Origin of the sequence: Streptomyces sp. HmicA12, from assembly GCF_000373565.1 — a bacterium.
Classification (GTDB): domain Bacteria; phylum Actinomycetota; class Actinomycetes; order Streptomycetales; family Streptomycetaceae; genus Streptomyces.
This window is the reverse complement of the sequence record NZ_KB891812.1, coordinates 38,045-52,614: the sequence shown is the minus strand read 5'-3', so window position 1 is coordinate 52,614 and position 14,570 is coordinate 38,045. Positions and strand designations below refer to the sequence as shown.

Here is a 14,570-nt window from a genome sequence, read left to right as displayed (position 1 = left end):
CCGCTATCGGGAGGTGAGGTCGTCCAAGGCGTTGCATATTCAGTAGTCACCCGTCAGTATGGTTACGTGAATCATGCCTTCCCCTGTGGGACGCTCCCACTCGACTTCGTCGGCACCCTGCGCGCGCGACGCAACGAGGCGCCGACCGAGAAGCTCGCCACGCCCGCACTGCTCGACGACTGGTTTGTCGAGTCTCAGATGCTTGATACACCGCCCCATGCCGACGAGGTCGACGTGGATACGGCGATCGACCTGCGCGAAGCGATCTACTCGCTGGTGGCGGCCCGTCTCGCCGGTGAGCCGCTGCCCGCCGCCGATGTCGCCGAGGTCAACCGGTGCGCCGCCGGCCTGCCGGTGAAGGTGCAGCTCGGCCCCGACGGAGTGCGGCACACCGGGTCCGTCTCCCAGGGGCTCTCGACCCTCGCTCGCGCGACGGTCGAGATTCTCGGCGGTGACGAAGGCGCTCTGCTGCGGGAGTGCGCACGCCCGGAGTGCACCCAGGTCTACCTCGACCGCTCGCGCGGCCACCGGCGCGAATGGTGCGCCATGCGGACCTGCGGAAACAGGGTCAAGGCCGCTGCCTACCGCGCACGCAAGAGCACCGCCGCGGGCTGACGGAAGACCGGTCGGCGGCCCGCTGCCCACGACGGGCCGGCCGCCACCAGGCGACGCGTCACGAGGTCTGCTCGCGCAGCCGGTGCGGGTGTGCCGGGTAGACGCCGAGAACGCGGACCTCGGACGAGAAGAAGTGCAGTTCCTGCAGGGCGAGGGCGACCCGGTTCTCGTCGGGATGGCCCTCGATCTCGACGTAGAAGCAGCTGGGGTTGAGGCCCGCACCCATCTGATAGCTCTCGATCTTGGTCAGGTTCACGGTGTTGCTGGCGAAGCCGCCCAGCGCTTTGTAGAGGGCGCTGGGGATGTTCCGCACGGCGAAGAACAGGCTCGTCATCGTCGGCTCGTCCGTGAGCGGGGCGAAGTCCGCGTGGCGGGACAGGACGACGAAGCGCGTCGTGTTGTCCGGGTCGTCCTCGACGCCCGCCCGCAGCACGTCCAGGCCGTGGTGCCGGGCCGCGGCGGGCGGGGCGAGAGCCGCGTGCCGCGGGTCACCCAGCTCCGCCACCTCCCGTGCCGCGCCCGCCGTGTCATCGGTGATCAGCGTCCGCCAGCCGCCCTCGCGCAGCACCTTGCGGCACTGTCCGAGCGCGTGCACATGGGAGCGGACCTGCTCCACCTGGGCGAGCGACGTCCCGGGGACGCCCACGAGGTCGAATCGGATGGCGAGGAAGTACTCGCCGACCACGAACAGGCCCGATTCCGGCAGCAGGTGGTGCACGTCGGCCACGCGCCCGGCGGCGGAGTTGTCGACCGGGATCACCGCCACGTCGGCGGCGCCGAGCGTCACCGCGTCCAGGGCCTGTTCGAAGCTCGTGCAGGGCAGTTCCGCGCATCCGGGAAAGAGCCTCTGGGCGGCGGTCGCGGAATTGGAAGCGTATTCGCCCTGGTAAGCAACGCTCGTCACGGTACGTGTCTTTCGCTCGGAGAGCCGGCGCCTTCGGTCGGCAGGAGAGCAACCGTAGACCGAAGACGACGGAGCGCCGCGATGCTGTCCACGAGGAGAGACTCCCGCGTGCGCCGCCTGCCGTGGATCCGGTCCCGCAGGCGTCCGTGGGAAGGGGAGGTGCGAACCGCCGCAGCAGTCGGGGCGCCTGCGGACTGCGCCGCGTGCCGGGTGATCAGTCCTACGGGGCCGTGGGGCCCTGGAGCAGGTCTGCCGTCGCCGAGTCCCAGTCCATCTCGGAGAGTTCGGCACCGGCGGGAACGAGTTCATAGGTGTGCTCCAGCCACTCCGCCAGCGGCGACACGGGCAGTTCGAACAAGGCCGCCATGTCCCCGGAGGCCAACCGCAGCCGGGCGGTGGCCACGTCCGCCTCCGGGTGCGCCGGCCACATCTGGACGTCACCGAGACCACTCACCGAGTGCAGCCCCTGCTGGAGCAGATCGCGGCCGATCCGCCACAGGACGCGGGGGCCGCCCGCGACGAGAAACTCCACGCAGACGATCAGGGGAGACCCGGGATCGAACCGGAACTCCGCCTTGACGGCCTGCCGCGCCGAGATGCCCAGCACACGCTCGATGTCCAGGATCAGCTCAGGGCCGCAGTCGTACGGCGCTGTCCGGGGAGCCCGGACGCCGAGGTGGTCGCCGTTCATGACGGGAGGGCCCTTCTCTGGGGCGGAAGCTGACCCGACCCACTCTCGTCACCGCGGGACCTTCGTACATAAGTAAGTTGACCGTCGGGATGCACCGACTTTCACGGTGAGCTCGGTGGACGACGCCCGACAAACGGGCCACTGTCCGACTTTGTGCCCCCGTCTTGATGCCGCGCCCAACGACACGTCAGCCCTCTCCCGGGCCTGTGCGGCGCCGACATTAAGTCATTCGACTGTCGCCCCTGACCTGTGCCTGAACGATCCTGGAACCGTCGCCCGCGTGCCGGAGCCGAATGAAGGTCGTCATGCTCGGAGGAGCCAACCGTGAACCGTACGCCCGTCGTCTTCATCCATGGTGAGTGGCTGCACGCGCTTTCCTGGGAGTCATGGGCCGAGCGTTTCGCCGGCCGGGGGTTCCGCACCTTCACCCCGGGATGGCCGGGAGAGGAAGCCACCGCCCGGCAGATGCGCCGGTCGCCCGAGCCCTTCCACGGCATCGGCCTCGCCGAGTTGACGGATCACTACGCGGGAATCGTGCGCTCCTTCGACAAAGCGCCGGTCATCATCGGGCACTCGGTCGGCGGGCTCATCGCCCAGCACCTCATCGGCGTCAACATCGGCCGGGCCGCGGTGGCCATCGCGGCAGCCCCCATCAACGACATCCCGCTGCCCGCTCCCCGGCCCGGACTGTGGACCCCGGACCAGGACAGCACCGAACCCGTGGTGTCGCTGTCCCCGGAGCAGTTCCGCAAGGTGTTCGCGAACACCCTCGACGTGGCGGAGGCCGAGCGGCTCTTCGAACGGTACGTGGTGCCCGCGCCCCGCCGTCTCCTCGCGGACCTGGGCTGCGCGGGCGCCGTACGCAGCCCGTACGCCGTGGCGGACCTCGGCAACACCGGCAGGGGACCGCTGCTGCTGATCTCCGGCCAGGAGGACCTGCTCGTACCGGACTCGGTGACCCGGGCCGCGTACAAGGCCTACGGCGACTCCACGGCCGCCACGGACCTCAAGCAGTTCGCGGACCGTGCCCACTCCCTCGTCGTGGACAACGGATGGCGCTTCGTCGCCGACCATGTGCTCGGCTGGCTCGACGGGCGGGGCATAGGCCCACATCCGGGGGAGGGCTGAACGCTGCGCGGTCACACGTTCTGGTCACCGGGAGACTTCGCGAGGGCGTCGCGCAGTGCGGCGCGCGAGGCGATGCCGAGTTTGGGGAAGACGCGATACAGGTGTGAGCTGACGGTGCGGGGCGAGAGGTGCATCCGCTGGCCGATCTCCTTGTTGGTCAGCCCGCTCGCCGCGAGCTCCGCGATCCTGCGCTCCTGCCAGGTCAGGGCGGCGAGATGCGCCGAGGGCGCGAGCGCGGATGCGCCCGCGGCCCGGAGTTCGGCACGGGCCCGCTCGGTCCAGGTGGGTGCGCCGAGACGTTCGAAGGTCTCCGCGGCGAGAGTGAGGGGGAGGCGTGCGGCTTTACGTCCCTGGGTGTGCCGGAGCCGGATGCCGTGCGCGAGATGAATGCGGGCGAGTTCGAAGGGGTGGTTGGCGCCGTCGGGGTGGGTTTCGGCGCGCTCGTACATGGCCGCGGCCTCGGTGGGGTCGGTGGCCGTCATGGCGAGGGCACCGTAGGTGAGGAGGGCGAGGCGCGGGGATATGTCGGGGAGGCCGGCCTGCCGGGCCGCGAGGGCATGGGCTCGGGCCTGTTCGGCGCGCCCGGTGTGGAGGGCGGCTTCGACCAGATCGAGGAGGGTGCGGGAGGCCTGGTGGGCGTAGGGCTCGAACGTTCCGGGGGGTGTGATCCCGATGGCGTGGAGGTAGGCGGCCTCGTAGTCGCCCTCGGCAAGGGCGGCGGTGGTGCCGATGGCATCGGTGATCTGGGTGAGGAAGCCGACGCCGCGGGGCCGGGCCCAGGTGTCGACCATGGCCTGCAGTTCACGGGCCTGCTCGACCTCGCCGCGCAGCGCGGCCACCTGCCCCAGGTAGGCGTGGGTGTGATGCGTGAACAGATCGTGCTGGTGGGCTGTGGTCAGCTCCAGGCAGTGCTCTCCGGTGCGCCGGGCCTCGGACCACTCGCCGACCGCGATCTGGTCGAGCATGATCAGATGCAGCATCGTCATCGCGTCGGCCAGTGCCCCCGTCTCCACCTCGCGGTCCACGGTGCGCTGCAGATGCGGCCGGTACTGGCTGAGGGTGTCCACGTGGTACGCGGAGACTCCCAGCCGGGTGACGTCCCACGGTTCCAGGTCGGCGAGGCGGACGAAGACGCGCTCCACCCGCTCGTGCACACCGGCCCCCCGGCGTACCACGTCGCCCCACGCGTCCTGGTAGATGCGCGACTGCGAGGACACCAAGTCGCCCAGGCTGTCCAGCAGTTGGTGGGTGCGCTCCCACGCGGCCTCGTCACTCGCGTACTGGCTGATCGCCAGCAGCAGGTCGACGAGGCGGGTGAGAATCTGGTCCGGCTCCCGTACCCCCGTGTCGCGGATGCTCTCGATCGCCGCGAAGACCTGGCGGTGCGAGGACCGTACGTCCCCGTCCTCGAAGAGCGCGACATAGCCCGAAGTGACCACCGAGCTCGGCGAATCGCCCGTACCGGACCCGGAGCCCGAGCGGATCAGCTGCCGGGCCTGGTCCAACTGGCCGGAATGCCCGGCGATGTACGCCGCACTGCCCAGCCGCCGCGCCCGTTCCTCGTGGCTCTCGCTCAGTTCCGCGGCCCGGGTCAGCCAGGCCACGGCGGCCAGGGCGCCGCCCTGCACCGTCGCGGAGTCCGCGGCTGCCTCCAGCACGGCCGCGACCTCGTCGTCGGGGTCGATGGTCGAGGCCGCCAGATGTGTGGCGCGGCGTTCCAGATCGTCCCGGTGCACCTGCGCGAGCATGGCGTGTGCCGCCCGCCGCTCATTGGGTGTCGCCGTCTGTACGACGGTCGAACGCACCAGGGGGTGCCGGAAGACGAAGTCTCCGGTGAACGGATCGACGTCCAGCAGGCCGCAGTCCACGGCCTCGTCGACCTCGGACATGCGGTAACGCGTGCCTCTCGGACTGCCGGCCGTCGCGCCGGCACCGTCCAGCGCGCCGCGCAGCAGCTCTGTGCGCACGCCGTCGCCGAGGGCCTCGATCCGGGCGCCGTACACCTGCTGCAGGCGCACGGGGAGCGGGATGCCGGTGTACCCGAGCGGTTCCCCGGAGGCGCGGCCCGCTCGTCGGACATGCGGCGGCAGTTCGAGCAGAGCCAGCGGATTGCCCTGGGCCACTTCCAGGACCAGGCGGCGGATGCGGGGGGCCAGCCCCGGGTGCCGTGCGTCCAGCAGTTGTTCGGAGGCCTTCTCCGACAGCGTGGTCACCGGCAGTTCGGGCAGCGCGGCGGTGTCGAAGCCCGAGGACAGGTCGGAGCGGAGTACGACGACGAGCTTCACCGAACTGCCGGTCAGCCGTCGTCCCACGAAACCGCACACCTCGGTACTCGAGGCATCCATCCACTGGCCGTCATCGAGCACGAGGAGCAGGGGCTCCTGTGACGCCGCGAGGGAGAGCAGATCGAGCACGGCGATGCCGAGGGTCATGACGGAGGGAGGTGTCCCCTCACTCCGTCCGAAGACGACGTCGAACACCTTGCGGTGCATGTCGTCCAGCCGGTCGATGTGGGACAACAGCGGATACAGGAACTGGTGCAGCCCGGCGAACGGCAGCTCCGACTCCGCCTCGACCCCGGCAGCGCGGATGATCCGGTACGCGTGGGTCGCCGCGACGTCGACGACATGTTCCAGCAGCGCGCTCTTGCCCACGCCTGTGTCGCCTCGCAGCACGAGGGACCGGCCCCCGGTGTCGGCCACGAACGCCGACAGCACTTCCTGCTCGCTCTCGCGGCCGATCATTGTCCCCACGCCCGAATCCACGATCCCCCACTCCCTTCGCCGCTGAACAAGCCCCCGCCCAGGCGTCTTTGTGTCCTTACGGATCACCCCGGGCACCATGACATGTTCGCGGTCCGCCTCACCTAAAGCAGCAGAGTAGATGCCGCCGGAAACTTCGTCACCTCGTATGGCCGAAAAGGCTCTTGTTGCGCGATTGGTCCGTCACATGTATGTGGCGGTGGGTCGGGCAGACACGTATGACGCAGGGTGTGCGGGTCAGGGCGCTCCGAGGCCGTGCAGCAGGGTGTCGACGACGATGTCCGCCGCCTGCGCGGGGCTCAGTTCCGGGCGTTCCCTGGAGACGAGGTGCATCAGCTGGGGCAGCAGGGCACTCGCCCAGCCCTCCGGCAGGCCCGGCCGCAGCAGGCCCTCGTCGGTGGCACGCTCCAGGAAGGCGTCGGTCTCGTGCACGGACGCGTCACGGCGGGTCCGGAAAGTGTCGTCGGCGAGCATGTGGGTGAGGTCGACGGGCCAGGTGCGGTTGACGGCGATGATGTTCTCGACGTAGCGGTGCAGGGCCACGGCGACGGGTGCTTCGCGCAGTCGTGCGTCCTCGATGGCCCGCTCGATGGCTTCCAGGCGGGATGTGTAGATGGCGGCGAGGAGTTCCTCGCGGGAGGCGAAGCGCCGGTAGACGGTGCGCCGGTCCACACCCGCCTCGGTCGCGATGCTCGCGATGCTCGTACCGGGGTCGGCGGCGAGCATGCGTGCCCCGGTGGTCAGTACTGCTTCCAGATTGCGTGCTGCGTCGGCTCTCACCGGACCGAGTGTAGTGGCGGAATGTGAAGCATGGGTTCTCTAGCGCCTCTCATGAGTAGCCTCACGAGCGGTAAGTGCTACAGTGTAGTGACAGATATTAATTTTAGTGCCAGCCCCATGGGGCTCATTGTGGGGTTCGGTCGGCACGCCACCCCTGTGCATCACTTCCGGAAAGGCACGTCCTGATGTCGAAGACACAGCAGTCCGCAGCACCTGCGGCAGGTGGTGTGGCCGCGGCCATGAGCGCGCTCGTCCTCGCGGTCCTCCTGGCCGCCCTGGACCAGACGATCGTGTCCACCGCGTTGCCCCGGATAGCGGAGGACCTGAACGGGTTCGACGACATCGCCTGGGTCAGCGCCGCCTATCTGCTCGCCTCCACGGCGGTGACGCCGCTGTGGGGAAAGCTCGGCGACATGTTCGGCCGCAAGCGGCTCTATCTGGCGTCCACCTCGATCTTCCTGCTCGCTTCCGTCGCCTGTGGCCTGGCGCAGAACCTGCCCGAGCTGATCGGCGCCCGCGTACTCCAGGGCGTTGGCGGGGGCGGCATGATCGTGCTGACCTTCGCCCTCGTCGGTGACATCGTCGCCCCGAGCCAACGCGGCCGCTATCAGGGCATGTTCGGGTCGGTCTACGGCGTCGCCAGCATCGTCGGTCCCCTGCTCGGCGGCATCTTCACCGACCAGCTGTCCTGGCGGTGGGCCTTCCTGATCAATCTGCCCGTCGGCCTCGTCGCCCTGGCCGTCGCCGCCCGTGCGCTGCCCGCCGGCGCCCGGGGCGCGAAGGCCCGTATCGACTACCTGGGTGCCACTGTCCTGGCCGCCATCGCCACCGGACTGGTCCTCATCACGTCCTTCGGCGAGCGTTGGGGCTGGGGTTCGCCGGCCATCGTCGGCCTGATCGTCGCCACCGTCGCCCTCGGCGCAGTGCTGGTCCCCGTCGAGCGCCGCGCCGCCGCCCCGGTCCTTCCGCCCGCCATGCTCGGCTCCCGGACCGTGGTCTTCTCCTCGCTGATCGGCTTCTTCGCCAACGCCGCGATGTTCGCCGTCCTGGTCTACCTGCCGACCTACCTCCAGATCGTCCACGGAGTCTCGGCCACCCTGTCCGGGATCTACATGCTGCCGCTGGTCGCCGGTCTGGTCGTCAGCCAGTCCCTGGCCGGACGCCGGGCCGCACACGTCGAACGGCTGCGGGTGATCCTTCTCGCCGGGCTCGCCGCCAACCTCGTCGGGCTGATCCTGCTCGGCACCATCGGCGCCGCCACCAACACTCTCGTGCTGAGCGTCTACTTCCTGATCACCGGCGTCGGGATCGGCATGGTCCCCATGGTCGTGCTGACCACCGTCCAGAACAGCGTGCCCGCCGCCGACCTGGGCGCCGCCAGCGCCGTCGTCACCTTCTCCCGGTCCATCGGCGCGGCCTTCGGAGTCGCCGTCCTCGGTACCCTGCTCAACACCGGTTTCGCCGAACGCGTCCAGGGCCTCACGACCGCCCGAGGATTCGACGCCGCCCGCCCCGACACCATCGGCCAACTCCCCTCCGCCCTGCGCGACACCGCACTGGACGCCTTCGCCGACGCCACGGCAATGGCCTATCTCTGGATCGCACCCACCCTCGCCGTCGGAATCGTTCTCGCCCTCTTCCTCAAGCCGGCCCGCACGACCGATGACAGGACCGATGCCGCCGACTCCACCTGCGCCGACGCCGAGGAAGCAGTCCCGGCCCGCTGACGTGTCGCCTCCGCCCTCCGCGCGACACACCTCACCGTCATGTGACTGATGCGCGACGGTTGTCGGGACGGACACGCTGGGGACGGCCGACACCTTCGACTCGGAGAAGAGGACCTGGCGTGACACCGGTCGAACAGCAGCGTTCGCTGACCAGCAGCAACCCCGTGCTCTCCCGGCCGCAGTTCAGGCGGCGCGGCGGACCGAAGACGGCGGCCAGGGACCCACGGCCGGGGATCGCCGTGGCACCGGGCCGTTCCACGGGCGGCCAGGATCCGTTCCGCGAGGATGCCCCGGGATCGCTGCCGCACCCCGTCGCCGACCTGATGACGATGGACGGCGTCGTCTCCCGTGCCGCGGCGGGGCTCGCGGCGAGCACCCTCGCGGCCGTGCTCTCCTGGACGTCGCTGGCACACGCCCCGGTCTCCACGGCTGCGGCCTACGGCATCGCCGTCGGCGCCGGACTGGCCGCAACGGCACTCGTGGTGATCCAGCGCCGCAAGAATGTGTTGTCGTCGGCCCTGACGCTGACGTTCGCCGCGGTTCAGGGCGTGTTTCTCGCGGTGCTCTCCACCTCTGTCTCCAGCCATCTGTCACCAGGTGTCCTCGCACAGATGGTGCTGGGCACGATGGCCGGCTGCGCCGGAGGCCTCCTCGCCCGGGCCCTGCACTGGATGCGGGCCGACCGCCGTTTCCGCCCGCTCGCCGGAGCAGGACTGCTCGGGCTGGGGGTGCTCGCTCTCGCCGACCTGGCCCTGTTCCCAGTGCTGGGCGCCGACGGCCTGGGACTGCGTATCGCGGTTCTGGGAGTCTTCACGGGCGTCGTAGGTGTCGTCCTCGCGGCGTCCTTTCTGCCCCTGCACCTCAGGAAGGTGGAGGACGGCATCACGTGCGGCGCGTCCCGCGATCTGTCCTGGACGGCCGCGTTCGGGCTCACGCTGACCCTGACCTGGCTGTATGTGGAGACCATTCGGTTGTTCACCTTGTACCCGGCCGAGGAGCTCTACTGACCGCCCGACGCACCGGCGTGGGCAGTCAGATGACCGATGTGCCGGACTCCCGCTCGCGGAAGACTCGACGCCACGCAGCTCAGACACCGCCATGGAGAGGAAAGAGATGGAGAGGAACGAACATGACGACGTACGACACGCCGCACCGGCCGCGCCGTGACCGCTCGCCGGTCGGCTCGGCGTCAACCGGGAGGTGGCGCAGGGGAGGAGACAAGGCGGGTCGGCCCCTTCTCGCTCTGGTACCGGGTTCCGCGGCCGACCGGGCGCCCGTCGAGCTGTCCGCGCTGACGCGGGCACCGATGCCGGCCGATGTCCGCGGTGCGGTCGTGACGCCCGTGCGCGGCCGGCTCATGGCGACATGGCTGCCGCTGAGCGAACCGTCCCGCATACCGCAGGGCCGCGTCCTGCTGTCCTGGACGCCCGCGAACGCGGACCGTACGGACGTCACGGCCCGGCTGGGCCTCGCGGGCGCCGAGACGCTGCTGGCGGTCTGGCCCCGCTTGCGCGGCGAGTGGTCCGCTGTCGTGCGCCCCACCGTCGCGGAGGTGACGGAGCTGCATGCCGCACTTCGCCTCGCCACCAAGGTCTTGGACCGGCTGGCCGAATGAGCGGGCGGACCGCCGACATGCGAACGGACCGGCCTCTGCGAAGAGGCCGGTCCGTTCGCATGTCGGCGGAGTCTCGTGGGCGGTGGGGACGGCGTCCGGGCCGATCGGCTCAGGGCGTCATGGGGTTCGGGGCTTCGTCGGTTCCGCGCCCGCCTGATCCGCGGTCCAGGAGGAGAGGATGCGCAGGGCGTCGTGTGAAGCGCTGCCGGTCTCGGCGGTCAGCACCATCAGACGCTGACCGGAGTCGTCGGATCCGGACCAGGTGTCGCAATCCAGGGTGAGGTCGCCGACCAGGGGGTGGCGGTAGTGCTTGGTGCCGTACGTCGCGCTGTTGACGCGGTGTTCGGCCCACCAGGTGCTGAAGTCGGCGTCCTGCAGGGTCAGGTCACCGACCAGCCGCGCGAGTTCGGGGTCGTCGGGGTCCGCCCCCGCCTCCATGCGTACCGCGGCGACCGCGTCGCGGGCATCGTGTTCCCACTCCCGGTGCAGGCCCCGGATCGCGGGGTGGGTGAACACCAGGCGCAGGTAGTTGCGTCGGGCCGCCGGGATCGCGGCGAAGTCGGTGTACAGCGCGACGGCGGACCGGTTCCACGCGAGGATGTCCAGGCGCCGGCCGAGGACGAGCGCGGGCGTCTCGGTGAGTTGGGCCAGCAGCCGGCGCATGGCGGGGCGTACCTGTTGGACGGACCGGCGTGTCCGGCGCGGCAGGTCGTCCGTCCGCCCGGCCACCTCGTAGAGGTAGCTCTGCTGGTCCTCGTCGAGGCGCAGAGCGCGGGTCAGGGTGTCGAGGACGGCCGCCGAGGCGCGTACGCGGCCCTGCTCGAGCCGTGTGTAGTAGTCCACGCTGATCGCGGCGAGCAGGGCGACCTCCTCGCGGCGCAGGCCTGCGACCCGGCGGGAGTCCGTCGTGGGCAGGCCGCACTCGCGCGGGGTCAGCGCGGCCCGGCGGGCCTTGAGGAACTCGCCGAGTCTGTGGGTGTCGGAGTGTGAGTTCATGACGTTCGTTCTCCCGCCTTCCGTGATCCGCACACCCGTCAGGGTGCCGGGCGATGTCTTCAGACGATGCGCGAGGGCGGCGGGGCGGTGCGCCCCGCCGCCCTTTCGAGGGTCAGCCGATCGTCGACGGTCAGCGGACGGTGGCGTGGGCGGCTCGTTCGATCACGCCGGCCACCAGGCGGGGGTGGGAGACGGCCACCGAGTGGGAAGCGGCGACCTCGGTGGTGTGTGCGTGGGCGCGCTCGGTCATGAAGCGCTGCACCGCGACGGGGATATTGAGGTCCTTGGTGGTGACGACGGCCCAGCTGGGCTTGGACTTCCAGGCCGCCGTGGTGGCCTTCTCCTCCAGAGCGGCCTGGGCGATCGGCCGCTGTCCTGCGGCCATCAGCGCCGCCTGCTTCGCGGGCACGTCGGCGGCGAACTGGTGGCGGAACTTGTCCTGCTGGATGTAGAGGTCGGTCGCGGTGGAGCCGTCGGCCTGCTGATAGGTGACCGGGTCGAGGGCGTCGGGGAGCGTGGAGCCCGGGTACTTGTTGGTGAGCTGCAGGGCGCTCTCGCCGGGGGCGGGCAGGAAGGCCGCGACGTAGACCAGGGCCTTGACCTGGGGGTCGTCGGTCGCTGCCTGGGTGATGACGTTGCCGCCGTAGGAGTGGCCGACGAGGATCTTCGGGCCCTTGACGTGGTCGAGGACCGTGCGCAGGGCGGCCGCGTCGGAGGCCGGTCCGCGCAGCGGGTTGGCGGCGGCGACGACCGGGTAGCCGTCGGCGCGCAGGTCGGCGATGACCCCGTTCCAGCTGGAGGCGTCGGCGAAGGCGCCGTGCTCCAGGACGACGGTCGGCTTGGTCTGCCGGGCCGCGTCGGAGGTCGCGGCGGCTCCGGTCGCGCCGTTGGCGGTGCCGCTGAGGGCGATCGCGCCGAGCGCGAGCCCCGCCGCGGCCATCGCGACCGCACCGGTGGTCAGCCGCTTGCGGCCACCCTTGTTGCTCACCATGGGAAATCCCTTTCGGATACTTCGGTACTGGGGCGGACCGGCCATGCCGGGCCGCCACTCTTTTAACCGGTGATTGAATGTGTCATGCGGTACGTCACCCGTCAAGACGGTGACGTTTGTGGGTGCTACTTGGCCCAGGGGTCCCGCACGATGATGTCCGCCAACGCGGCAGCGCAGCCGGCGAGCATCCGCTCGCCCTTCTCCGCACTCGCCGCCCGGGCGTCGCCCGCGACGCCGGTCGCCGTGATCCGGTCGAAGGGCACGGCCATGTACACCGGGTCGGTGGACTCCGCCGGCAGCGTGATGCGCGGTCCGTGCGCCTCGGGCAGATGCTCGTCGCGGATCAGGCCGGGGTGGGCCGCCATCATCATGGACGTCTCGCCCTCGCACGCGTGCATGAGGCCGTCCTGGGTCTCCAGGGTGTCCCGCACCACCGCCCGCCCGGCGCCGAAGTAACTGGCGACCGCGATCGGCGTCGCCAACTCCACGGTCAGCTCGGTCGTGAGGACGTTGAGGGCGGTCATGTTCCCGCCGTGTCCGTTGACGATCAGGATGCGGGAGAAGCCCGCCCGGATCACGGACCGGCAGATGTCACGCAGCAACGCGTGCAGCGTCGGCAGGCTGAGCGTGAGGGTGCCACCGAAGGCCATGTGGTGCTCCGACAGACCCGTGGGGATCGAAGGGGTGACCACCACACCGGTGTGCTCGGCGGCCAGCGCCGCCGCCCGATGGCACACCTCCGTGGCGAGGAAGTCGTCGACGCCGGTGGCCAGATGAGGCCCGTGCTGCTCGGTGGCCCCGGTGGGGATCACCACCGCCGCGTCCCGCGCCGCGAGGGCGCACAGTTCGGCGGCGGTCAGGCGGTTCCACTGGACTTCGCGCATCTAGGACTCCTCCTGGACGGGGCCGGCACGGTGCGCGGCACCGGGCCGGTGGCGGGTGCGGGATCTCAGAGGTAGTCGGCGTCGACCACGGCCTGGGCGAAGACGGTGGGCGCCTCTTGCGGCAGGTTGTGCCCGATGTTCGCGATCGTGCGGTGCAGGTACGGGCCGGTGAAGTGGGTGCGGTAGGTGGAACCGTCGCCGGCCGGGGTGAAGGGGTCGAGGGCCGCGTCCAGGGTGACCGTCGGTACGTGGATGTCGGGCTGGGCGGCGAGCTGCTTCTCGTAGCGGTCGTAGCGGGGCTCACCCTCGATGAGGCCGATGCGCCAGCGGTAGTTGAAGAGCACGATGGCGGCGTAGTCGGGGTTCTTGAAGGCCTCGGCCGTGCGGTCGAAGACGTCGTCGGAGAAGTCCCAGTTCGGGGAGACCAGCGTCCACACGTAGCGGCACAGCGCGATGCGCTCCTTCTCGTTCTCCATCGCCTTCTTGCCGCGCTCGCTGGCGAAGTACCACTGGTACCACCAGTTGTGCTCGACGGCCGGGAGGGCGGGCTCCAGCTGTGCCTTGACGTTGGTGATCAGGTAACCGCTGGTGGAGACCATGGACGTGACCCGCTCGGGCCACAGGGCGGCGATGATGTCCGCGGTGCGCGAGCCCCAGTCGAAGCCCGCGAGGGTCGCCTTCGGGATCTTCAGAGCGTCCATGAACGCGATGATGTCGAGCGCGATGGCGGACTGCTCGGCCGTGCGCGGGGTGCGGCGGGACAGGAAACGGGTGCCGCCGTGGCCGCGCAGGTAGGGAACGAGGACCCGGTAACCCTGGTCGGCCAGGAGCGGCGCGACATCGACGAAGCTGTGGATGTCGTACGGCCAGCCGTGCAGCAGAAGGACGACGGGGCCGTGGGCCGGCCCGAGCTCCGCGTAACTGATCTCCAGGACACCCGCCTTGACGTGCTTGAGCGTCCCGAAATCGGTGTGCGTGCCGGGGGTGAGGGTGGGCACGACGGGAGCGGTGGAGCCGGCCGGACCACGTGATGCGGTCGCGGCGGACGCGTTGCCCTGCAGGCCGGCCAGCGAGACCGCGGCCGCGCCGGAGCCCAGGCCGACGGCCTTGCTGAAGGTGCGCCTGTTGATCATGTCAAACCCTCTCGTGTGTTTACGGTGAGCGGTGGGCCGGGTCCGCGAGGCGGTCGGCCGATGACACACACTCTCGCTCGACACGAAACCGGATACATCAGTCAGATGACGGTGGAACGCGGCCGGTGACATCGCGCAGTCATTCGACTGAGTGAAAAACATGTCTCGTGACGCGACAGTGGGTGTGTCGGGGAGGTGTCGACCTTGGTGAGGTAGGTGTCCCGATGCCGGCACTCACCGTCTTAATGTCCTTCCGGTGTGCAGCTCATCTAAGTAAGTGCTACATTGAAGTGACAGTTAGAGATGATGCCCGACAGACCGATCAGCACGGGAAGAGAGAAAGC

At 70.0% G+C, this 14,570-nt stretch carries 13 protein-coding genes; 5 read left to right on the top strand and 8 right to left on the bottom strand.

The features are described from left to right. The first annotated feature begins 66 nt into the window (after positions 1–66). A complete protein-coding gene (locus tag B072_RS0122410) occupies positions 67–615 on the top strand; it encodes a CGNR zinc finger domain-containing protein (RefSeq protein WP_018532221.1) in 549 nt (182 codons plus the stop codon). 58 nt (positions 616–673) lie between these two features. On the opposite strand, the gene B072_RS0122405 is transcribed toward B072_RS0122410, so the two are convergent. Both B072_RS0122405 and B072_RS0122400 read right to left on the bottom strand, forming a co-directional pair. After that, positions 674–1,519 carry a prephenate dehydratase gene (locus tag B072_RS0122405; protein ID WP_026246165.1) on the bottom strand — a complete coding sequence of 282 codons (846 nt, stop codon included), beginning with the start codon at positions 1,517–1,519 and terminating at the stop codon, positions 674–676. A 220-nt stretch (positions 1,520–1,739) separates the two neighbouring features. Continuing rightward, on the bottom strand, positions 1,740–2,210 hold the full coding sequence (locus tag B072_RS0122400; RefSeq protein ID WP_018532219.1) for an SsgA family sporulation/cell division regulator: 471 nt from the start codon (positions 2,208–2,210) through the stop codon (positions 1,740–1,742). Between the two features lie 324 nt (positions 2,211–2,534). Here B072_RS0122400 and B072_RS0122395 point away from each other — a divergent pair, with 324 nt between their 5' ends. Next, positions 2,535–3,338: an alpha/beta hydrolase gene (locus B072_RS0122395; protein ID WP_018532218.1), complete on the top strand. Its 804-nt coding sequence runs from the start codon at positions 2,535–2,537 to the stop codon at positions 3,336–3,338. Between the two features lie 11 nt (positions 3,339–3,349). Here the strand turns inward: B072_RS0122395 and B072_RS0122390 are convergent, their stop codons facing one another. Both B072_RS0122390 and B072_RS0122385 read right to left on the bottom strand, forming a co-directional pair. Beyond that, complete coding sequence (locus B072_RS0122390) at positions 3,350–6,082, bottom strand: helix-turn-helix transcriptional regulator (protein ID WP_018532217.1); 2,733 nt, start codon at positions 6,080–6,082, stop codon at positions 3,350–3,352. A gap of 255 nt (positions 6,083–6,337) precedes the next feature. Continuing rightward, entirely contained in the window at positions 6,338–6,826 is a 489-nt protein-coding gene (locus tag B072_RS0122385; RefSeq protein WP_018532216.1) for a TetR/AcrR family transcriptional regulator, read from the bottom strand. A 293-nt stretch (positions 6,827–7,119) separates the two neighbouring features. On the opposite strand from B072_RS0122385, the gene B072_RS0122380 reads away from it, so the two are divergent. From B072_RS0122380 to B072_RS49270, 3 genes are all read left to right on the top strand, one after another. Beyond that, complete coding sequence (locus tag B072_RS0122380; protein WP_234018903.1) at positions 7,120–8,607, top strand: MDR family MFS transporter; 1,488 nt, start codon at positions 7,120–7,122, stop codon at positions 8,605–8,607. A gap of 119 nt (positions 8,608–8,726) precedes the next feature. Further along, a complete protein-coding gene (locus tag B072_RS0122375; RefSeq protein ID WP_018532214.1) occupies positions 8,727–9,614 on the top strand; it encodes a Bax inhibitor-1/YccA family membrane protein in 888 nt (295 codons plus the stop codon). A 122-nt stretch (positions 9,615–9,736) separates the two neighbouring features. Continuing rightward, a complete protein-coding gene (locus tag B072_RS49270; RefSeq protein WP_018532213.1) occupies positions 9,737–10,222 on the top strand; it encodes a hypothetical protein in 486 nt (161 codons plus the stop codon). A 117-nt stretch (positions 10,223–10,339) separates the two neighbouring features. On the opposite strand, the gene B072_RS0122365 is transcribed toward B072_RS49270, so the two are convergent. From B072_RS0122365 to B072_RS0122350, 4 genes are all read right to left on the bottom strand, one after another. Further along, positions 10,340–11,218 (bottom strand): helix-turn-helix domain-containing protein, encoded by an 879-nt coding sequence (locus B072_RS0122365; RefSeq protein ID WP_018532212.1) that lies wholly within the window; start codon positions 11,216–11,218, stop codon positions 10,340–10,342. A gap of 130 nt (positions 11,219–11,348) precedes the next feature. Continuing rightward, complete coding sequence (locus B072_RS0122360) at positions 11,349–12,209, bottom strand: alpha/beta fold hydrolase (RefSeq protein ID WP_018532211.1); 861 nt, start codon at positions 12,207–12,209, stop codon at positions 11,349–11,351. Positions 12,210–12,334: 125 nt separating this feature from the next. Beyond that, positions 12,335–13,093: a creatininase family protein gene (locus B072_RS0122355; protein ID WP_018532210.1), complete on the bottom strand. Its 759-nt coding sequence runs from the start codon at positions 13,091–13,093 to the stop codon at positions 12,335–12,337. A 65-nt stretch (positions 13,094–13,158) separates the two neighbouring features. Then, on the bottom strand, positions 13,159–14,226 hold the full coding sequence (locus tag B072_RS0122350) for an alpha/beta fold hydrolase (protein WP_018532209.1): 1,068 nt from the start codon (positions 14,224–14,226) through the stop codon (positions 13,159–13,161). Positions 14,227–14,570 lie beyond the last annotated feature (344 nt).